Below are 14,294 nucleotides of genomic sequence, written 5' to 3' on the forward strand. Positions count from 1 at the left end.
TATGTTCAGTGCACCGCCTGTACAAAAAGTTTCCGTGGTAATCCCGGTTTATAACGAGCAGGAGAGCCTGCCCGAACTGATCCGCCGTACAACCGCCGCCTGCGACACGATGGGCAAGGCTTATGAAATTCTGCTGGTAGATGACGGTAGTAGCGATAATTCCGCGTTGATGCTGACCGAGGCCGCGCAGGCCGAAGGCAGCCATATTGTTGCCGTGCTGCTCAACCGCAACTACGGCCAGCACTCGGCGATTATGGCGGGGTTTAGCCACGTCACGGGCGATCTGATCATCACCCTGGACGCTGACCTGCAAAACCCGCCGGAAGAGATCCCGCGTCTGGTCACTAAAGCCGATGAAGGCTATGACGTGGTCGGCACGGTACGTCAGAACCGTCAGGACAGTCTGTTCCGCAAGCTGGCCTCACGCACCATCAACCGTCTTATCCAGCGCACGACCGGTAAAGCGATGGGCGATTACGGCTGCATGCTGCGCGCCTACCGCCGCCATATTGTCGACGCGATGCTGCACTGCCATGAGCGCAGCACCTTTATTCCGATCCTCGCCAACACCTTTGCCCGCAAGGCAACGGAAATTCCGGTTCTGCACGCCGAGCGCGAGCACGGGGAATCGAAGTACAGCTTTATGCGTCTCATCAACCTGATGTATGACCTCATCACCTGCCTGACCACCACGCCGCTGCGTCTGCTGAGCGTTTTCGGCAGCATCATCGCCGTGGCCGGGTTTGCGCTGTCCGTTCTGCTTGTGGTGCTGCGACTGGTCTTTGGCCCGCAGTGGGCGGCGGAAGGGGTCTTCATGCTCTTTGCCGTGCTGTTTATGTTCATCGGCGCCCAGTTTGTCGGGATGGGCCTTCTCGGTGAATACATTGGCCGTATCTATAACGATGTTCGCGCGCGTCCGCGCTACTTTATTCAACGTGTTGTCCGTCAGGAACACAAAGCATCTCAAGAGGAAATTCACCCATGAAAGCTGTTGTATTTGCCTATCACGATATGGGGTGCACGGGCACGCTGGCCCTGCTGGAAGCGGGCTATGACATTGCGGCAATCTTTACCCATCCGGACACGGCCGGAGAGAATAACTTTTTCGGCTCCGTGGCGCGTATCGCCGCCGAGCGCGGGATCCCGGTTTATGCACCGGACGATGTAAACCATCCGCTGTGGGTGGATCGCATCCGCGCGCTCGCGCCTGACGTAATCTTCTCGTTCTACTATCGCAACCTGCTTTCTGACGAAATCTTAGGTCTGGCCGCAAAAGGCGCCTTTAATCTTCATGGTTCTCTGCTTCCCGCCTACCGTGGCCGCGCTCCGCTGAACTGGGTGCTGGTGAACGGTGAAACGGAGACGGGCGTGACGCTGCACCGCATGGTGCGCCGTGCTGACGCGGGCGCTATCGTGGCACAGCAGAAGGTCGCTATTGATGCGGACGAAACGGCACTGCAGCTGCATCAAAAGCTGAATGCAACGGCGCAGACGCTGCTGCGTGATGCACTTCCCGCCATTCTCAGCGGCACCTTCAGCGAGACCGCGCAGGATGAGAGCAAGGCAAGCAGCTTCGGCCGCCGCGCGCCGGAAGATGGCCGTCTGGACTGGAACAAGCCTGCCCGCCAGCTGCACAACCTGGTGCGCGCCGTGACCGACCCGTGGCCGGGCGCGTACAGCTTTGCTGGCGTAAGCAAATTTATCGTCTGGAAATCCCGCGTGCGTGACGACATCCCTGCCGCCAAACCGGGCACCGTCGTCTCTGTCACTCCGCTGATTGTGAGCTGCGGCGAGCAGGCGCTGGAGATCGTCACCGGACAAACCGACAACGGCCTGTACGTTCAGGGCACGCAGCTGGCGCAGTCTCTGGGTCTGGTGGCCGGGGCGCTGATCACCAGCGCACCGGTTGTTGCCATCAAACGCCGTACCCGCGTGCTGATCCTCGGCGTGAACGGCTTTATCGGTAACCACCTGACCGAACGTCTGCTCAAGGACGATAACTACGAGATTTACGGTCTGGATATCGGCTCTGACGCCATCAGCCGTTTCCTCGATAACCCGCGTTTCCACTTCGTGGAAGGGGATATCAGCATCCATTCCGAATGGATTGAATACCACATTAAAAAATGCGACGTGGTGCTGCCGCTGGTCGCCATTGCCACGCCAATCGAGTACACCCGTAACCCGCTGCGCGTGTTCGAGCTGGACTTCGAAGAGAACCTGAAGATCATCCGCGACTGCGTGAAATACGACAAGCGCATCATCTTCCCGTCCACGTCTGAAGTGTACGGCATGTGTACCGATAAGAACTTCGATGAAGACACCTCCAATCTGGTGGTCGGGCCGATCAACAAACAGCGCTGGATTTACTCCGTCTCCAAACAGCTGCTGGACCGCGTGATTTGGGCCTACGGTGAGAAAGAAGGCCTGCGCTTTACCCTGTTCCGTCCGTTCAACTGGATGGGCCCGCGTCTGGATAACCTCAACGCGGCGCGTATCGGTAGCTCTCGTGCGATCACCCAGCTGATCCTTAACCTGGTGGAAGGCTCGCCAATTAAGCTTATCGAAGGCGGGAAACAGAAACGCTGCTTTACGGATATCAGCGACGGTATCGAAGCGCTGTTCCGCATCATCGAAAACAAAGATAACCGCTGCAACGGTGAAATCATCAACATCGGTAACCCGGACAACGAAGCGAGCATTCGCGAGCTGGCAGAGATGCTGCTGGCCAGCTTTGAGCGCCATCCGCTGCGCGACAAGTTCCCGCCGTTTGCCGGTTTCCGCGAAGTGGAAAGCAGCAGCTACTACGGCAAAGGATATCAGGACGTTGAGCACCGTAAGCCAAGCATCCGCAACGCGAAGCGCTGCCTGAACTGGACGCCGACGGTGAAGATGGAGCTGACCATCGATGAGACGCTCGATTTCTTCCTGCGCACCGTGGAGCTTTCGGAACAGGACTCATGAAAAAAGTCGGTTTACGCATTGATGTCGACACCTTCAGGGGAACGCGTGACGGCGTACCCAAACTGCTGGAACTGCTGAGCAAGCACGGTGTGCGTTCCAGCATTTTCTTCAGCGTGGGGCCTGACAACATGGGACGCCATTTATGGCGTCTGGTTAAACCGGCATTTCTGTTCAAAATGCTGCGCTCGCGCGCGGCATCCCTCTACGGCTGGGATATTTTGCTGGCCGGCACCGCCTGGCCCGGCAGACGCATCGGCGCGGGTAATGAAGCCGTTATCCGCGAGGCGGCGCAGCATCATGAGGTGGGTCTGCACGCCTGGGACCACCATGCCTGGCAAGCCTGGGCGGGCATCTGGGATATCCCGCGCCTGTCCCGTGAGGTCGAGCGTGGGATGCTAGAGCTGGAGGCCATTACCGGTCAGCCCGTGCGCTGCTCCGCCGTGGCGGGATGGCGTGCGGATCAACGCGTCGTGAAAGCCAAAGAAGCCTTTGCGTTTCGCTACAACAGCGACTGCCGCGGAACCGGGCCTTTTTTGCCGCTGTTAGGCGAAAATCGCTACGGTACCGTGCAAATTCCGGTCACGCTTCCCACCTGGGATGAAGTGGTCGGGCGCGAGGTGAAGGCTGATGAGTTCAATCGCTACATTCTGGACCGCATCCATCGTGACGCCGGTACGCCGGTGTATACCATCCATGCCGAAGTGGAAGGGATTGCGTATCAGCATGATTTCGATGAACTGCTGACGATGGCCGCTCAGGAGGGCATTGAATTTTGCCCGTTGAGCGAGCTGCTGCCGGACGACCTCAGCACCCTGCCCGTGGGTAAAGTCGTACGCAATGAAATGGCTGGCCGGGAAGGCTGGCTTGGCTATCAACAAACCGTGAGTCCGGTCCCATGAAAACAGCCCGTTATGGCTTAGCGCTTCTCGCACTGTTTATCGTTTACTACCTCATTCCGGTCGATATTCGTCTGCTCTGGCAGCCTGATGAAACCCGCTATGCGGAAATCAGCCGCGAAATGCTGGCATCCGGAGAATGGGTTGTCCCGCATTTTCTGGGGCTGCGTTACTTTGAAAAACCGATTGCTGGCTACTGGATCAACAGCATCGGACAGCTGCTGTTCGGGCACACCAACCTCGCCGTGCGCGCCGGTTCTATATTCTCCACCGGGTTAGCGGCGCTGCTGGTCATCTGGATGGCCTGGCGTCTCTGGCGAGATAAGCGGACCGCTATTTTCTCCGGTCTTATCTTCCTGACCCTGTTCCTGGTGTATGGCATCGGCACGTATGCGGTGCTGGATCCTATCATCACCCTGTGGCTGGTGGCGGCGATGTGCAGCTTCTGGCTGGCCTCACAGGCTCAAACCGTTGCCGGAAAAGCGGGTGGCTATGTGCTGCTTGGGCTGGCCTGCGGGATGGGGGTGATGACCAAAGGCTTCCTGGCGCTGGCGGTACCGGTGATTGGCGTGCTGCCGTGGGTGATCGCCCAGAAGCGCTGGAAAGAGGTGTTGATTTTTGGCTGGCTCGCGATCCTGAGCTGCGTGCTGATTGTTCTGCCGTGGGGGCTGGCTATTGCGCAGCGTGAGCCTGACTTCTGGCGTTACTTCTTCTGGGTTGAGCATATTCAGCGTTTTGCCCAGAGCGACGCGCAGCACAAAGCCCCGTTCTGGTACTACATACCGTTCCTGATCGCGGGCAGCCTGCCGTGGCTTGCGCTTTTGCCCGGCGCGATTCGTCTTGGCTGGAATGACCGACAAAACGCGGGTGGCGGGTTCTATCTGCTGGGTTGGGTGGTGATGCCGCTGCTGTTCTTCAGCATCGCCAAAGGCAAGCTGCCGACCTATATCCTGCCGTGCTTTGCCCCGCTGGCTATCCTGATGGCGCGCTATGCCTGCCTCGCGGCGGAAAAAGGTGCCAGAGCGTTACGCATTAACGGCGGGATTAACCTGGCGTTTGGCGTTATCGGCGTAGTGGCGGCGCTGGTGGTCTCGCCGTGGGGACTGTCTAAGCATCCGGTCTGGACGTCGGTCGAACTGTATAAAGTCTTCTGTGCGGTGGTGGCGTTCCTCATCTGGGCCGCTGTAGGCTGGTTTACGTTCAGACAGAGCCAGCAGCGCTGGTGGCTGGCGGCACTGTGCCCTGCAGGGCTGGCGCTGCTGATTGGTTTTGCCATTCCGAACCTGGTGGTGGATTCCAAACAGCCGCAGTCGCTGGTCGATACCGTGCGCGAGCCGCTTCAGGAAAGCCGATTCGTGCTGGCCAATAACGTTGGCGTGGCAGCGGGCCTGGCGTGGGAGCTGAAGCGCAATGACATCACGATGTTCGATCAAAGCGGCGAACTGCGCTACGGACTGGACTATCCCGATGCGAAAGATCGTTATGTTGATAAAGATGACTTCGCGCAGTGGCTGGCGGAGCACCGTCAGCAGGGGCGCGTATCGCTGGTGATGCTGCTGTCAAAACACGACGATATTTCACAGGCGAATTTACCGCAGCCGGACAATCTCTATATTCAGGGGCGTCTGGCCCTGCTGGAGTATCTGCCGAAGTGATGACCTGGATCTGGCTGATACTGGCAAGCCTGCTCAGCTGCGCGGGACAGCTGTGCCAGAAACAAGCCACCCGTCCGGCGAAAGCAGGGCGGCGCGGGGCGCACATCGTGCTGTGGCTTGGCCTGGCACTGCTGGCGCTGGGCAGCGGGATGCTGGTCTGGCTGGTGGTGCTGCAACGCCTGCCCGTCGGCATTGCCTACCCCATGCTGAGCCTCAATTTTGTCTGGGTGACGCTGGCGGCGAAGGCGTTCTGGCGTGAGCACGTTGCTGCGCATCACTGGCTGGGGGTAGGGTTCATCATCATTGGGATTATTGTGCTGGGAGGGAGCCTGTGAAAGGAGCGTTCTGGGCCTTATGCAGCGTGCTGTTAGTCAGCGCGGCGCAGCTGCTGCTGCGCAATGCCATGCAGGCATTGCCACCGGTCAGTGAGATCCTGGTGTTTGTTTCCGCGCTGTGGCACTTCTCGTCCGGCACGGGCGCGCTGCTGCTGGGGCTGACGGGGTATGTGGCGTCCATGGGCTGCTGGTATCTGGCGCTGCACCGTATGGCGCTCAGCAAAGCCTATGCCCTGCTGAGCCTCAGCTATATTCTGGTGTGGGCCGCCGCGATCCTGCTGCCGGGCTGGGGGGAGCGCTTCTCCTGGCACGGGCTGGTGGGCGTCGGGTTTATTATTCTGGGCGTGTTAGTGATTTTTCTGCCCCGAACGTCCCAGCGTGAATAATCGACTCGTTGGTCAGGGTATAAGGGGTCGATGTGCAGACGGCAAGGCTCAGCGAGCCGAACTGTAGCTGACTGACCGCGTGCGTCTGCGCCGTGCTGTCGATGCTGACAATCTGCCAGGCGCTGCCGCCACGCTGTTTCACAATCGCTTCTTTCCGCGTCCAGATACGCCAGAACGCGGAAAGCCGTTCCTCGGGCGCTTCACGCTCCAGCTCGTCATGCTCCGTCATGCTGAATACCGCATTAGCCAGCGCCTGCCAGTTCTTCCTCGGGCGAATCACTTCGATATCGCAGCCGACCTCGCCTTCATCGCTCATCAGCAGGGCGATATCGTCACCGCTGTGGCTCAGGTTGAACCACAGCGGATGACCCTTCGCAAAGGCCGGTTTCCCCTGCTCACCGTAAATGATGTCGGGGAGCGGGTGAGGGGATAACGTTCTGGCGAGCAGCGTCCTCCCGGCAAGCCAGGAGGCCTGTCGGGCACCCTGAGGCGCCCTGTCTGCGAGCGCTGACGCCAGCGGGTCCGCGCAAAGAGTGGAGATTTTTCCCAGTACAAACTGGTACATAGTTACGCCCAGCGTTTAATGATGATCGAGGTGTTGATGCCGCCAAACGCGAAGTTATTGCTCTGCAGATACTCGCAGTCAATCTGACGGGCTTCTCCCATAATATAATCTAAAGCACCGCATTGCTCATCCGGCTGCGTTAAATTGAGCGTCGGAGCAAACCAGCCTTCACGCATCATCTGCAGGCTCATCCACGCTTCCAGCGCGCCGCAGGCGCCCAGCGTATGGCCAAAATAGCTCTTCAGCGAGGACACCGGCACGCTGTCACCGTAGATAGCGGCGGTGGCCAGGCTTTCGGCGATATCGCCGCGATCGGTGGCGGTACCGTGCGCGGAGATATACCCCATATCCCGGGCGCTTAATCCCGCCATGGCCAGCGACTGCTCCATGCAAATCTGCATGGTTTCACGCTGAGGCTGGGTGATATGGGCCGCGTCGCAGTTAGTGGCAAAGCCCACGATTTCACCGTAGATCGTGGCCCCGCGCGCTCTGGCGTGCTCCAGCTCTTCCAGAATCAGGGTGCCTGCGCCTTCCCCAATCACCAGACCATCGCGCTGCGTATCAAATGGCGACGGGGTGTGTTTAGGCGCGTCATTGCGCTGGCTGGTGGCAAACAGCGTGTCAAACACCGCCGCTTCAGACGGACAAAGCTCCTCTGCGCCCCCCGCGACCATGACGGTCTGATAGCCGTGGCGAATGGCCTCCCAGGCGTAGCCAATCGCCTGGCTGCCGGAGGTACAGGCGCTTGAGGTCGGGATGACGCGGCCGCGTAGTCCAAAGAACAGGCCGGTATTCACCGCCGTGGTGTGCGGCATCATCTGGACGTAGGTTGTCCCGGTGATGTTATTAGTGTGCTTTTCGGTGAGCATGGTCGCGAATTCGCTGACGGGCCCGGTACTGCCAGTCGAAGAACCGTAGGCGATACCCGTTTGACCGTTGGTGAGCACCGCTTCGCCAATCAGCCCCGCCTGTTCCAGCGCCAGCTCGGTGGCGCGGGTCGACATCAGCGACACCCGGCCCATGGCGCGAATACGCTTGCGGGTATAGTGTTCCGGCAGCGTGAAATCGTCGATCGGCGCGCCCAGAAGGGTATGCAGGCCATCATACACCTGCCATTCCGGCATTTTACGCACCGCGTTTTCATACGCCAGCAGCCTGCTGGAAACGGATTGCCAGTTTTCGCCAAAGGCGGTCACGCCGCCCATGCCCGTAATCACCACGCGACGCGTCATAGCATTCCTCCGTTAATGGAAATGACCTGGCGGGTAACGTAGCCCGCAATATCCGACATCAGATAGCTTGCCAGCCCGGCGACCTCCTCAGCCTGGCCCATACGTTTCATTGGGATGATGGACATCGCTTCCTTCAGCGCGGCTTCTTCCATCTCAATCATGCCGGTATCAATCAGGCCCGGGGCAATGCAGTTGACGGTGATTTTGCGTTTTGCCAGCTCAATCGCCAGCGCTTTGGTGGCGCCGATAATACCCGCTTTGGCCGCGCTGTAGTTCACCTGTCCGCGGTTGCCCATCACGCCGGACACGGACGATAAGGTGATAATGCGCCCCCCTTTACGGGTGCCAATCATCGGCATAATGCAGGGGTGAATGACGTTATAAAAACTGTCGAGATTGGTGTGGATCACGCTGTCCCAGTCGTCTTCGCTCAGCGCCGGAAAGGCGCCGTCGCGCGTAATTCCGGCGTTGCTGACCACGCCATACCATGCGCCATGGGCTTCAATCTCCTGCTCCAGCACCTCGCGGCACTGTTCGCGGTTGCCCACATCAAAGGCGAGTAAACGACCGTTGCCACCCGCCTGCGTGATGGCGTCCAGCGTCTCCTGCGCGCCTGCGGCATCACGATGGTAATGCACGCCTACGGTAAACCCGTCGGCGGCAAGCTGGCGGGCGATGGCGCGCCCTATGCCTTTGCTGGCCCCTGTGACCAGTACGGAACGACTCATGCGTTAGATCCCTGATTAAAAAGCGATGTTAATTCTTCTGCGCTCGGCTGGAAGGTATTGACCCGGCCCGTGGCCAGCGTCTCTTCATTCGCGGAAATCGCGCATTCAAAACTGCCGAAGCGTTCGTCCTGCATCAGCAGCTTAACGGTGATGTCCAGCGTCAGGCCTGCGGCGAAATGCCCGCTGGCGCAGACCAGCTCGCGCGCGCCGAGCACCATGCCCAGCGCGATATGATCCTGCCCCTGCTGCTGGCGATGCCAGCCTGACCAGACGCCGACGGTTTGCGCCATCAGCTCGAGCGCGTACCAGCCCGGCAGGTCGCCATCGGCATTGAGAAACGGCGCCAGCACGCTTTGCCCGTTGACGGCCACGCGGCAGACCGCCGTGTCGTCCGTAACGTTCTCAACGGATCCCAGCAGCATCATCGGCGCCTCGTGCGGCAAATAGGCTTCGGGTGATAAGTAGCTCATGAGGCTCTCCCCAGCAGGATGCTGGCGTTATTGCCGCCAAACGCGAACGAGTTAGACAAAATGACCGCCTTTTTCAGGGCGGTGCGCTGGTGCAGAAGGCCGCAAGGCGCCAGCGTGTCGTCCGGTGCGTAGCGGGCGAAGTCCTGCGGCGGCAACGGCAGATCGCGCGTCAGAATCAGCCAGCTCAGGGCCGCTTCGGTAATACCTGCGGCACCCAGCGTATGGCCGGTAAGGTGTTTGGTTGAGCTGCACGGCACGCTTTCCCCGAAAAGATCGTGTACTACCTGCGATTCAATCTGATCGTTGAGCGGCGTGGCCGTGCCGTGCAGGTTGATGTAGCCGATATCTTGCGGCTGCATACCCGCTTCGTTAAGCGCCTGAGCGATAGCCCTTATCGCCCCTTCGCCCTGCGGATGCGGAGCGGAAATATGGTACGCATCGCTGGATTCACCCGTCCCGATCAGCGCCACGTCGGCGGGCTCCCGGCTCAGCACCATCAGCGCGGCGGCTTCACCGATGGTGATCCCCCGGCGGTCGCGACCAAACGGCTCGCAGAGCGTGGGGGAGAAGGATTCAAGGCTGTTAAAGCCGTTGACGGGCATCCGGCTCAGGGTATCGGCCCCGCCGACAATGGCGATGTCCACCAGTCCGGCTTCAATGAGACGTTTGCCGCCGATCATCGCCCGCGCGCTGGAAGAGCAGGCCGTCGAGATCGTATAGGCCGGCCCTTCGAGCTGAAGCCAGTTGGCGAGGAAGCGGGACGGATCGCCCAGCTCCTGCTGCGGATACTGCCAGCGCGTGCTCGCTTCGCCATGGGTCATGCGGCGCACGTGCTCATCGCCCTCATCCAGCCCGGAGGTGCTGGTCCCCAGCACCACGGCCACGCGGTCGCGACCGACGCGGGCGATGGCCTCGTCAACGGCGGGCTGAATCTGCGCCAGCGCGGCCAGCAGCAGCTGGTTATTGCGGGTGCGGTGTGCGGAGAAGGTGTCCGGGATGGGCGGCAGCTCGCCTTCCACGCCGCCCAGTACGGCTTCGGGTAAACCCTGCAACCAGCCGGTCCGGGCGTACATCCCCGGCGCCACGCCTGCCGTCAGGTTCGCGGCAATCTCGTCAGGCGAGTTGCCCAGCGCGTTGACCATGCCAACAGCGGATATATAAATCATCTCAGTCACCCAGATATTGAATGGTGATGTGGTATTTAAAGACGTGCTGCTCGATGCTGATCGGCTCGCGCTTGCCCTTGCGCTGCAGGTAGACAATCTCCGTCACCAGCTTGCCGCTGTCGTTGCGCAGCTCGCGCCGATCGCCATTGTCCGTTAACGTCCAGCCCTTCGGCAACTGCGGCTGCCAGGCGCTAATCGGCCAGTGGCTGAGCATCACGTCGGCCAGAACCTGGCTGGCGGGCGGCAGCTGCGGCACGACGATAGACTGCTCGGTATGAATACCGGTCTCATCGTACGTTGCCAGGAACAGACGAATGCCCACGGAAGAGAGCCCGGCCAGCGTGACCTTATGCGCATCCGCGTTGAGCATCACCAGCAGGGACTGCGTTTGTCCGTTAAAGCTGCCGGTCAGCAGCTGCTGGGAGCTTACCGCCGGGCTAATGCCGGGCGGCGGCAGCATCACTCTGGTGCCCGGCTGGAGCCAGGCCTGGGGACGCGTCTCTTTGGTATCGGTCGAATGGCTGCAGCCTGCCAGCAGCAGCGCCGCGGCCAGCGCAACGGCGCGATAAAAAGCGTTCATTTACGTTTTCTCTCTTTCTTATCCGGCATCGCCAGCGGAGCCAGCAGGAAGGCGGTAAAAATACCGCTCACCAGCACGATGCCAAAGCTGCTGATGGCCTGGGTGGCGCTGAAGACGAGCATGCCCAGCGTGAGCAGCGTGGTCATCATGGCCAGCGTAATCGCCAGCATTGAGGTCAGCGGCGTACCGCGCGGGTTGCTGAAAAACAGCGTGTAGTTAATGCCAATGCCGAGCACCAGTACCAGCGCCAGCAGTGAGAACAGATTCACCGGGTGGCCCGCTGCGGCCAGCACCGCCAGCCCGCAGGTCAGCGACAGCACGGACGGCACCAGGCTTATCAGCCCTTTACGCCAGCCGAGGCGCAGCATCGCCCCGCAGGCAATCACCACCAGCGCGGCAAACAGTAGCCCCGTCAGCAGCGTGCGGTAGAGGGCAAACAGGCTGTCAAAGCTGGCTTTGCGATCGACCCAGACGACGCCGTCATGGCGCGCGGCCAGTTCACCGAGGTAAGCGCTGTTTTTCGCGCCGTCCACCGGCACGAGCACCCCGCTTTCCCCGTTGGGCAGGGTCAGCCAGAGCAGACGCCAGCCTTCGCTGGCCGGGCTTTTAAGCCACGCGTCCACGCTGACCGGCATGGCGTCGAGATTCGGGGCTACGGCGCTGAGCCCGGCGCTTTTCAGCACGTTCGTTACCGCAGGCGCGGCGTTCTGCAGCAGCGTAAGATCGCTTTTCTGGCGCGCCAGCGAGTTCAGCGGCAGGGTACGCCAGCGGGCAATCTCTCCCGCTTTTTGCGCCTGTGCCAGCGCCGGGGTAAAGGCTTCCAGCCGCTCCAGCGTTTGCTGAGGCGAGGCGCCATGCACCACAAACCATTTCTGATCGACGCTCTGTCCGGTCAGGGCGGTAATGGCCTTCTCCTGCGCCAGAATATCTTTCGGCAGGGCCTGCAGCTGGGCGATGTCGTCGTCCACCCTCAGGGTGCTCATCCCCACGGCGGAGAGCAGCGCCAGCGCGACGGGCAGACCAACGGACAATTTTTTATTGCGTCGCCAGGCGGCCAGCCAGCGCAGCATGATAACCATCATCGGAACCGGGCGTACCGGTAAGCCCCGGCACAGCCACGGATGCCAGAAAATCACCGTCAGGCAGGAGGCGCTCAGCCCCACGGCGGCGAACACCGCCATCTGGCGGATTCCGGGGAAGGGGGCCAGCATCATAATCAGGTAGGCGGCAACGGTCGTCAGCAGCGCCAGCAGGAGCGCATTGCGTACTTTGGCCAGGCTTTGCCACGGGGAGTGCTCCGCGCCGTGCACCATCCGTTCGGTCAGGTAGTAGAGCGTGTAGTCGGCTGAAATACCGATGATGCTCATGCTCATCACCAGCGTCATCAGGTGCAGTTCGCCAAAGAGCAGCAGCGTCACCACCGTGCCCGCCAGCGCGCCGATGGCAATCGAGAGCACGCTCAGCAGCAGCGGGCGCAGAGAGCGGAACACCGCGACGATGAGCAGGAACACGCCAAGCAGGGTGGCGATGCCCAGCGTCGAGACGTCGCGTTTGGCCTGCTGGCTGGCGTAATCGCTGTAGAACACGGTCCCGCGAGAAAGCAGCTGCGCCTGCGGGAAACGCGCTTTTAGCGTCTCCTGCAGCGCGTTAAGCGTCGTCACCAGCCGGTGGGTCTGCTGCATATCAAATGACGAGCCCGTCAGCTCGCCGTGCAGCAGATACCAGTAGTTTCCCGCCTCATCTTGTGTGACCAGCCAGCCGTCCATCAGCCGCAGCTTCTGGCCGTTTTGCGCCAGAGCGAGCTGCGAGCCGCGCATCAGCATCAGGGGATCGTTTTGCAGCTCTTTGCCGCTGACGCCGGAAAAGGCCGAATAGAGCTGAGATAAAATCCACTGCGCCTGCGCTTCTCCGCCGTTTTGCAGGCGGGCGCGGGTGGCGGGATCGATCAGGCCATTCCGGTGCTGCCAGAAGAATTCTCCCCAGGCCTTTTGCCCGGCGGCGTCCATCGGGCCTTTGACCTCGCTAAGCGAATCGCTGCTTTGCAGCAGCGTCAGCCACTGCTGCGCCACGCGCGGATCGGGCTCTTTGCCGGGGCTGACCAGCCAGACCAGCTGGCGGTCGAGACGCTGCATAAACCCGTCGTTGAGCGCCGGCGGGATCGCCCCCAGCGTCTGCTTCGGCAGCATGGCCAGCACGCTGCTGTTCAGACGCGCGCCGGGCAGCAGCGACAGCAGCACGCCCAGCAGAATGAGGCATAGCGTGGCCCACAGCAGCGCCGGGCGCAGGGATTTACGGTGCGGCAAAGCGTTGGCGTTCGTCATCGGTCAGGCTGGCGGGCGTCAGTTGGTGGCGTGAAAGGGCGATATCGGTACGATCGCCCTGTTTGTCGTTGAGGCGAATCGTCTCCAGATAGGTCGCGCCGCCCAGATCGAGGGTGGCGAAAATCTTGTCCAGCGGCGTCGTTTTGGGCGTAAGCACCAGCGACCAGCGGCCCGCGCCCAGGTCTTTAAAATCGATGCGGAAGTTCTCTTCAAGCACCTTGCGGTCGGCCTGGAACAGGGCCCGCAGAAGATGGTTGAACTGGAACATCTGAGGATTATTGTCGGCGGTGACGGTCTGCGGCGGCTGGCCGTTAATGGCCTGAACCATCCGCTTGTCATCGAGCAGGAGCGTCATCGGAAACGGCGCTTTTTGATCCCACAGCAGGCCGCTGTCGCGGGCGATCAGCATCTCGCCCTGCGAGCGCAGCGGCTGCGGCATATCTTTTATGGTGCGAACCTGTTCGAAGTGCGCGCGCACGACGGGCTGCCCGGTGAAGCGCTGCTGCAGTTCATCCAGCGTCACGGCGCTGACCAGCGGGCTGACGATCAGCGCCAGCAAAGGCAACCATTTCATGGCGTCACTCCCATTCGTTCAAACAGTATTGCCGGGCTCACAAAGCACATTTCGCGGGTGGCTTCTTCTACCGCTACCTGGATGGTGTAACCGGTGGTGGTGCGTTTGCCGGTCTGCGCATCGAAAATTTGATAGGCAATGCGCAGGCGGTTTTCATACTCTTCAATATGCGCGCGGACGCGAATACGCTGCTCAAAGGTCACCGCATCGCGGTATTTTACCCGGGTATCGACGACGGGCCAGACGTAGCCGGAGGCCTTCATCTGGCGATAGCCATAGTTAAACTGATTGAGCAGCGCCTCGCGGGCGATCTCAAAGTAGCGGAAATAGTTACCGTGCCAGACCACGCCCATCATATCGACGTCGTGGAACGGAACGGTGATCTCGACTTCAGTCGTAAAGCGGGGATCGGTCAGCACCCT

15 protein-coding genes are annotated in these 14,294 nt (G+C 60.7%); 6 read left to right on the plus strand and 9 right to left on the minus strand.

Going from position 1 to position 14,294, the window contains the following annotated elements; genetic code table 11:
• Position 1 precedes the first annotated feature (1 nt).
• Genes arnC through arnF form a run of 6 tightly spaced genes read left to right on the plus strand, consistent with a single transcriptional unit; the run spans position 2 to position 6,236 of the window.
• Positions 2-985, plus strand: a complete 984-nt coding sequence (gene arnC, locus BJ885_RS20225; RefSeq protein WP_121932655.1) for an undecaprenyl-phosphate 4-deoxy-4-formamido-L-arabinose transferase — start codon at positions 2-4, stop codon at positions 983-985.
• Positions 982-2,964, plus strand: coding sequence for a bifunctional UDP-4-amino-4-deoxy-L-arabinose formyltransferase/UDP-glucuronic acid oxidase ArnA (arnA, locus tag BJ885_RS20230; RefSeq protein WP_047646799.1), 1,983 nt, complete (start codon positions 982-984; stop codon positions 2,962-2,964). Before arnC ends, arnA begins: the two co-directional genes overlap by 4 nt.
• A complete protein-coding gene (gene arnD, locus BJ885_RS20235) occupies positions 2,961-3,863 on the plus strand; it encodes a 4-deoxy-4-formamido-L-arabinose-phosphoundecaprenol deformylase (RefSeq protein WP_121932656.1) in 903 nt (300 codons plus the stop codon). The genes arnA and arnD overlap by 4 nt, the downstream gene beginning before the upstream one ends.
• Positions 3,860-5,515 (plus strand): lipid IV(A) 4-amino-4-deoxy-L-arabinosyltransferase, encoded by a 1,656-nt coding sequence (gene arnT / locus BJ885_RS20240; protein ID WP_121932657.1) that lies wholly within the window; start codon positions 3,860-3,862, stop codon positions 5,513-5,515. Before arnD ends, arnT begins: the two co-directional genes overlap by 4 nt.
• The gene (arnE, locus tag BJ885_RS20245; RefSeq protein ID WP_047646802.1) at positions 5,515-5,850 is read left to right on the plus strand and encodes a 4-amino-4-deoxy-L-arabinose-phosphoundecaprenol flippase subunit ArnE; all 336 of its coding nucleotides are present in this window, start codon (positions 5,515-5,517) and stop codon (positions 5,848-5,850) included. The genes arnT and arnE overlap by 1 nt, the downstream gene beginning before the upstream one ends.
• Positions 5,847-6,236, plus strand: a complete 390-nt coding sequence (gene arnF / locus BJ885_RS20250; protein ID WP_047646803.1) for a 4-amino-4-deoxy-L-arabinose-phosphoundecaprenol flippase subunit ArnF — start codon at positions 5,847-5,849, stop codon at positions 6,234-6,236. The genes arnE and arnF overlap by 4 nt, the downstream gene beginning before the upstream one ends.
• Here the strand turns inward: arnF and acpT are convergent.
• Genes acpT through BJ885_RS20295 form a run of 9 tightly spaced genes read right to left on the minus strand, consistent with a single transcriptional unit; the run spans position 6,184 to position 14,291 of the window.
• Positions 6,184-6,801, minus strand: coding sequence for a 4'-phosphopantetheinyl transferase AcpT (gene acpT, locus BJ885_RS20255; RefSeq protein ID WP_121932658.1), 618 nt, complete (start codon positions 6,799-6,801; stop codon positions 6,184-6,186). The two genes, arnF and acpT, sit on opposite strands and share 53 nt — an antisense overlap.
• Positions 6,802-6,803: 2 nt before the next feature.
• The gene (locus tag BJ885_RS20260) at positions 6,804-8,033 is read right to left on the minus strand and encodes a beta-ketoacyl-ACP synthase (RefSeq protein WP_029740667.1); all 1,230 of its coding nucleotides are present in this window, start codon (positions 8,031-8,033) and stop codon (positions 6,804-6,806) included.
• A complete protein-coding gene (locus BJ885_RS20265; protein WP_032662188.1) occupies positions 8,030-8,761 on the minus strand; it encodes a 3-ketoacyl-ACP reductase FabG2 in 732 nt (243 codons plus the stop codon). Before BJ885_RS20265 ends, BJ885_RS20260 begins: the two co-directional genes overlap by 4 nt.
• Complete coding sequence (locus BJ885_RS20270; protein ID WP_063441614.1) at positions 8,758-9,231, minus strand: hypothetical protein; 474 nt, start codon at positions 9,229-9,231, stop codon at positions 8,758-8,760. The genes BJ885_RS20265 and BJ885_RS20270 overlap by 4 nt, the downstream gene beginning before the upstream one ends.
• Positions 9,228-10,397, minus strand: a complete 1,170-nt coding sequence (locus BJ885_RS20275) for a beta-ketoacyl-[acyl-carrier-protein] synthase family protein (RefSeq protein ID WP_121932659.1) — start codon at positions 10,395-10,397, stop codon at positions 9,228-9,230. Before BJ885_RS20275 ends, BJ885_RS20270 begins: the two co-directional genes overlap by 4 nt.
• A 1-nt stretch (position 10,398) precedes the next feature.
• Positions 10,399-10,977 carry a DUF3261 domain-containing protein gene (locus tag BJ885_RS20280; RefSeq protein WP_047646807.1) on the minus strand — a complete coding sequence of 193 codons (579 nt, stop codon included), beginning with the start codon at positions 10,975-10,977 and terminating at the stop codon, positions 10,399-10,401.
• On the minus strand, positions 10,974-13,298 hold the full coding sequence (locus BJ885_RS20285; RefSeq protein ID WP_121932660.1) for an MMPL family transporter: 2,325 nt from the start codon (positions 13,296-13,298) through the stop codon (positions 10,974-10,976). The genes BJ885_RS20280 and BJ885_RS20285 overlap by 4 nt, the downstream gene beginning before the upstream one ends.
• A complete protein-coding gene (locus tag BJ885_RS20290; protein WP_029740662.1) occupies positions 13,267-13,872 on the minus strand; it encodes an outer membrane lipoprotein carrier protein LolA in 606 nt (201 codons plus the stop codon). Before BJ885_RS20290 ends, BJ885_RS20285 begins: the two co-directional genes overlap by 32 nt.
• Positions 13,869-14,291: a thioesterase family protein gene (locus tag BJ885_RS20295; RefSeq protein ID WP_061716356.1), complete on the minus strand. Its 423-nt coding sequence runs from the start codon at positions 14,289-14,291 to the stop codon at positions 13,869-13,871. The genes BJ885_RS20290 and BJ885_RS20295 overlap by 4 nt, the downstream gene beginning before the upstream one ends.
• Between the last annotated feature and the right edge of the window lie 3 nt (positions 14,292-14,294).

Source organism: Enterobacter sp. WP_7_1 (assembly GCF_003688535.1).
In the GTDB taxonomy this organism is placed as follows: domain Bacteria; phylum Pseudomonadota; class Gammaproteobacteria; order Enterobacterales; family Enterobacteriaceae; genus Enterobacter; species Enterobacter asburiae.

What these genes read in the sequence shown, in the direction of transcription:
- arnA (WP_047646799.1), top strand. Translation starts at nt 982, where the DNA reads ATGAAAGCTGTTGTATTTGCCTATCACGATATGGGGTGCACGGGCACG.
- arnD (WP_121932656.1), top strand. Translation starts at nt 2,961, where the DNA reads ATGAAAAAAGTCGGTTTACGCATTGATGTCGACACCTTCAGGGGAACG.
- BJ885_RS20260 (WP_029740667.1), bottom strand. Translation starts at nt 8,033, where the DNA reads ATGACGCGTCGCGTGGTGATTACGGGCATGGGCGGCGTGACCGCCTTT.
- BJ885_RS20270 (WP_063441614.1), bottom strand. Translation starts at nt 9,231, where the DNA reads ATGAGCTACTTATCACCCGAAGCCTATTTGCCGCACGAGGCGCCGATG.
- acpT (WP_121932658.1), bottom strand. Translation starts at nt 6,801, where the DNA reads ATGTACCAGTTTGTACTGGGAAAAATCTCCACTCTTTGCGCGGACCCG.
- arnE (WP_047646802.1), top strand. Translation starts at nt 5,515, where the DNA reads ATGACCTGGATCTGGCTGATACTGGCAAGCCTGCTCAGCTGCGCGGGA.
- arnC (WP_121932655.1), top strand. Translation starts at nt 2, where the DNA reads ATGTTCAGTGCACCGCCTGTACAAAAAGTTTCCGTGGTAATCCCGGTT.
- BJ885_RS20285 (WP_121932660.1), bottom strand. Translation starts at nt 13,298, where the DNA reads ATGACGAACGCCAACGCTTTGCCGCACCGTAAATCCCTGCGCCCGGCG.
- BJ885_RS20290 (WP_029740662.1), bottom strand. Translation starts at nt 13,872, where the DNA reads ATGAAATGGTTGCCTTTGCTGGCGCTGATCGTCAGCCCGCTGGTCAGC.
- arnT (WP_121932657.1), top strand. Translation starts at nt 3,860, where the DNA reads ATGAAAACAGCCCGTTATGGCTTAGCGCTTCTCGCACTGTTTATCGTT.
- BJ885_RS20275 (WP_121932659.1), bottom strand. Translation starts at nt 10,397, where the DNA reads ATGATTTATATATCCGCTGTTGGCATGGTCAACGCGCTGGGCAACTCG.
- BJ885_RS20265 (WP_032662188.1), bottom strand. Translation starts at nt 8,761, where the DNA reads ATGAGTCGTTCCGTACTGGTCACAGGGGCCAGCAAAGGCATAGGGCGC.
- BJ885_RS20280 (WP_047646807.1), bottom strand. Translation starts at nt 10,977, where the DNA reads ATGAACGCTTTTTATCGCGCCGTTGCGCTGGCCGCGGCGCTGCTGCTG.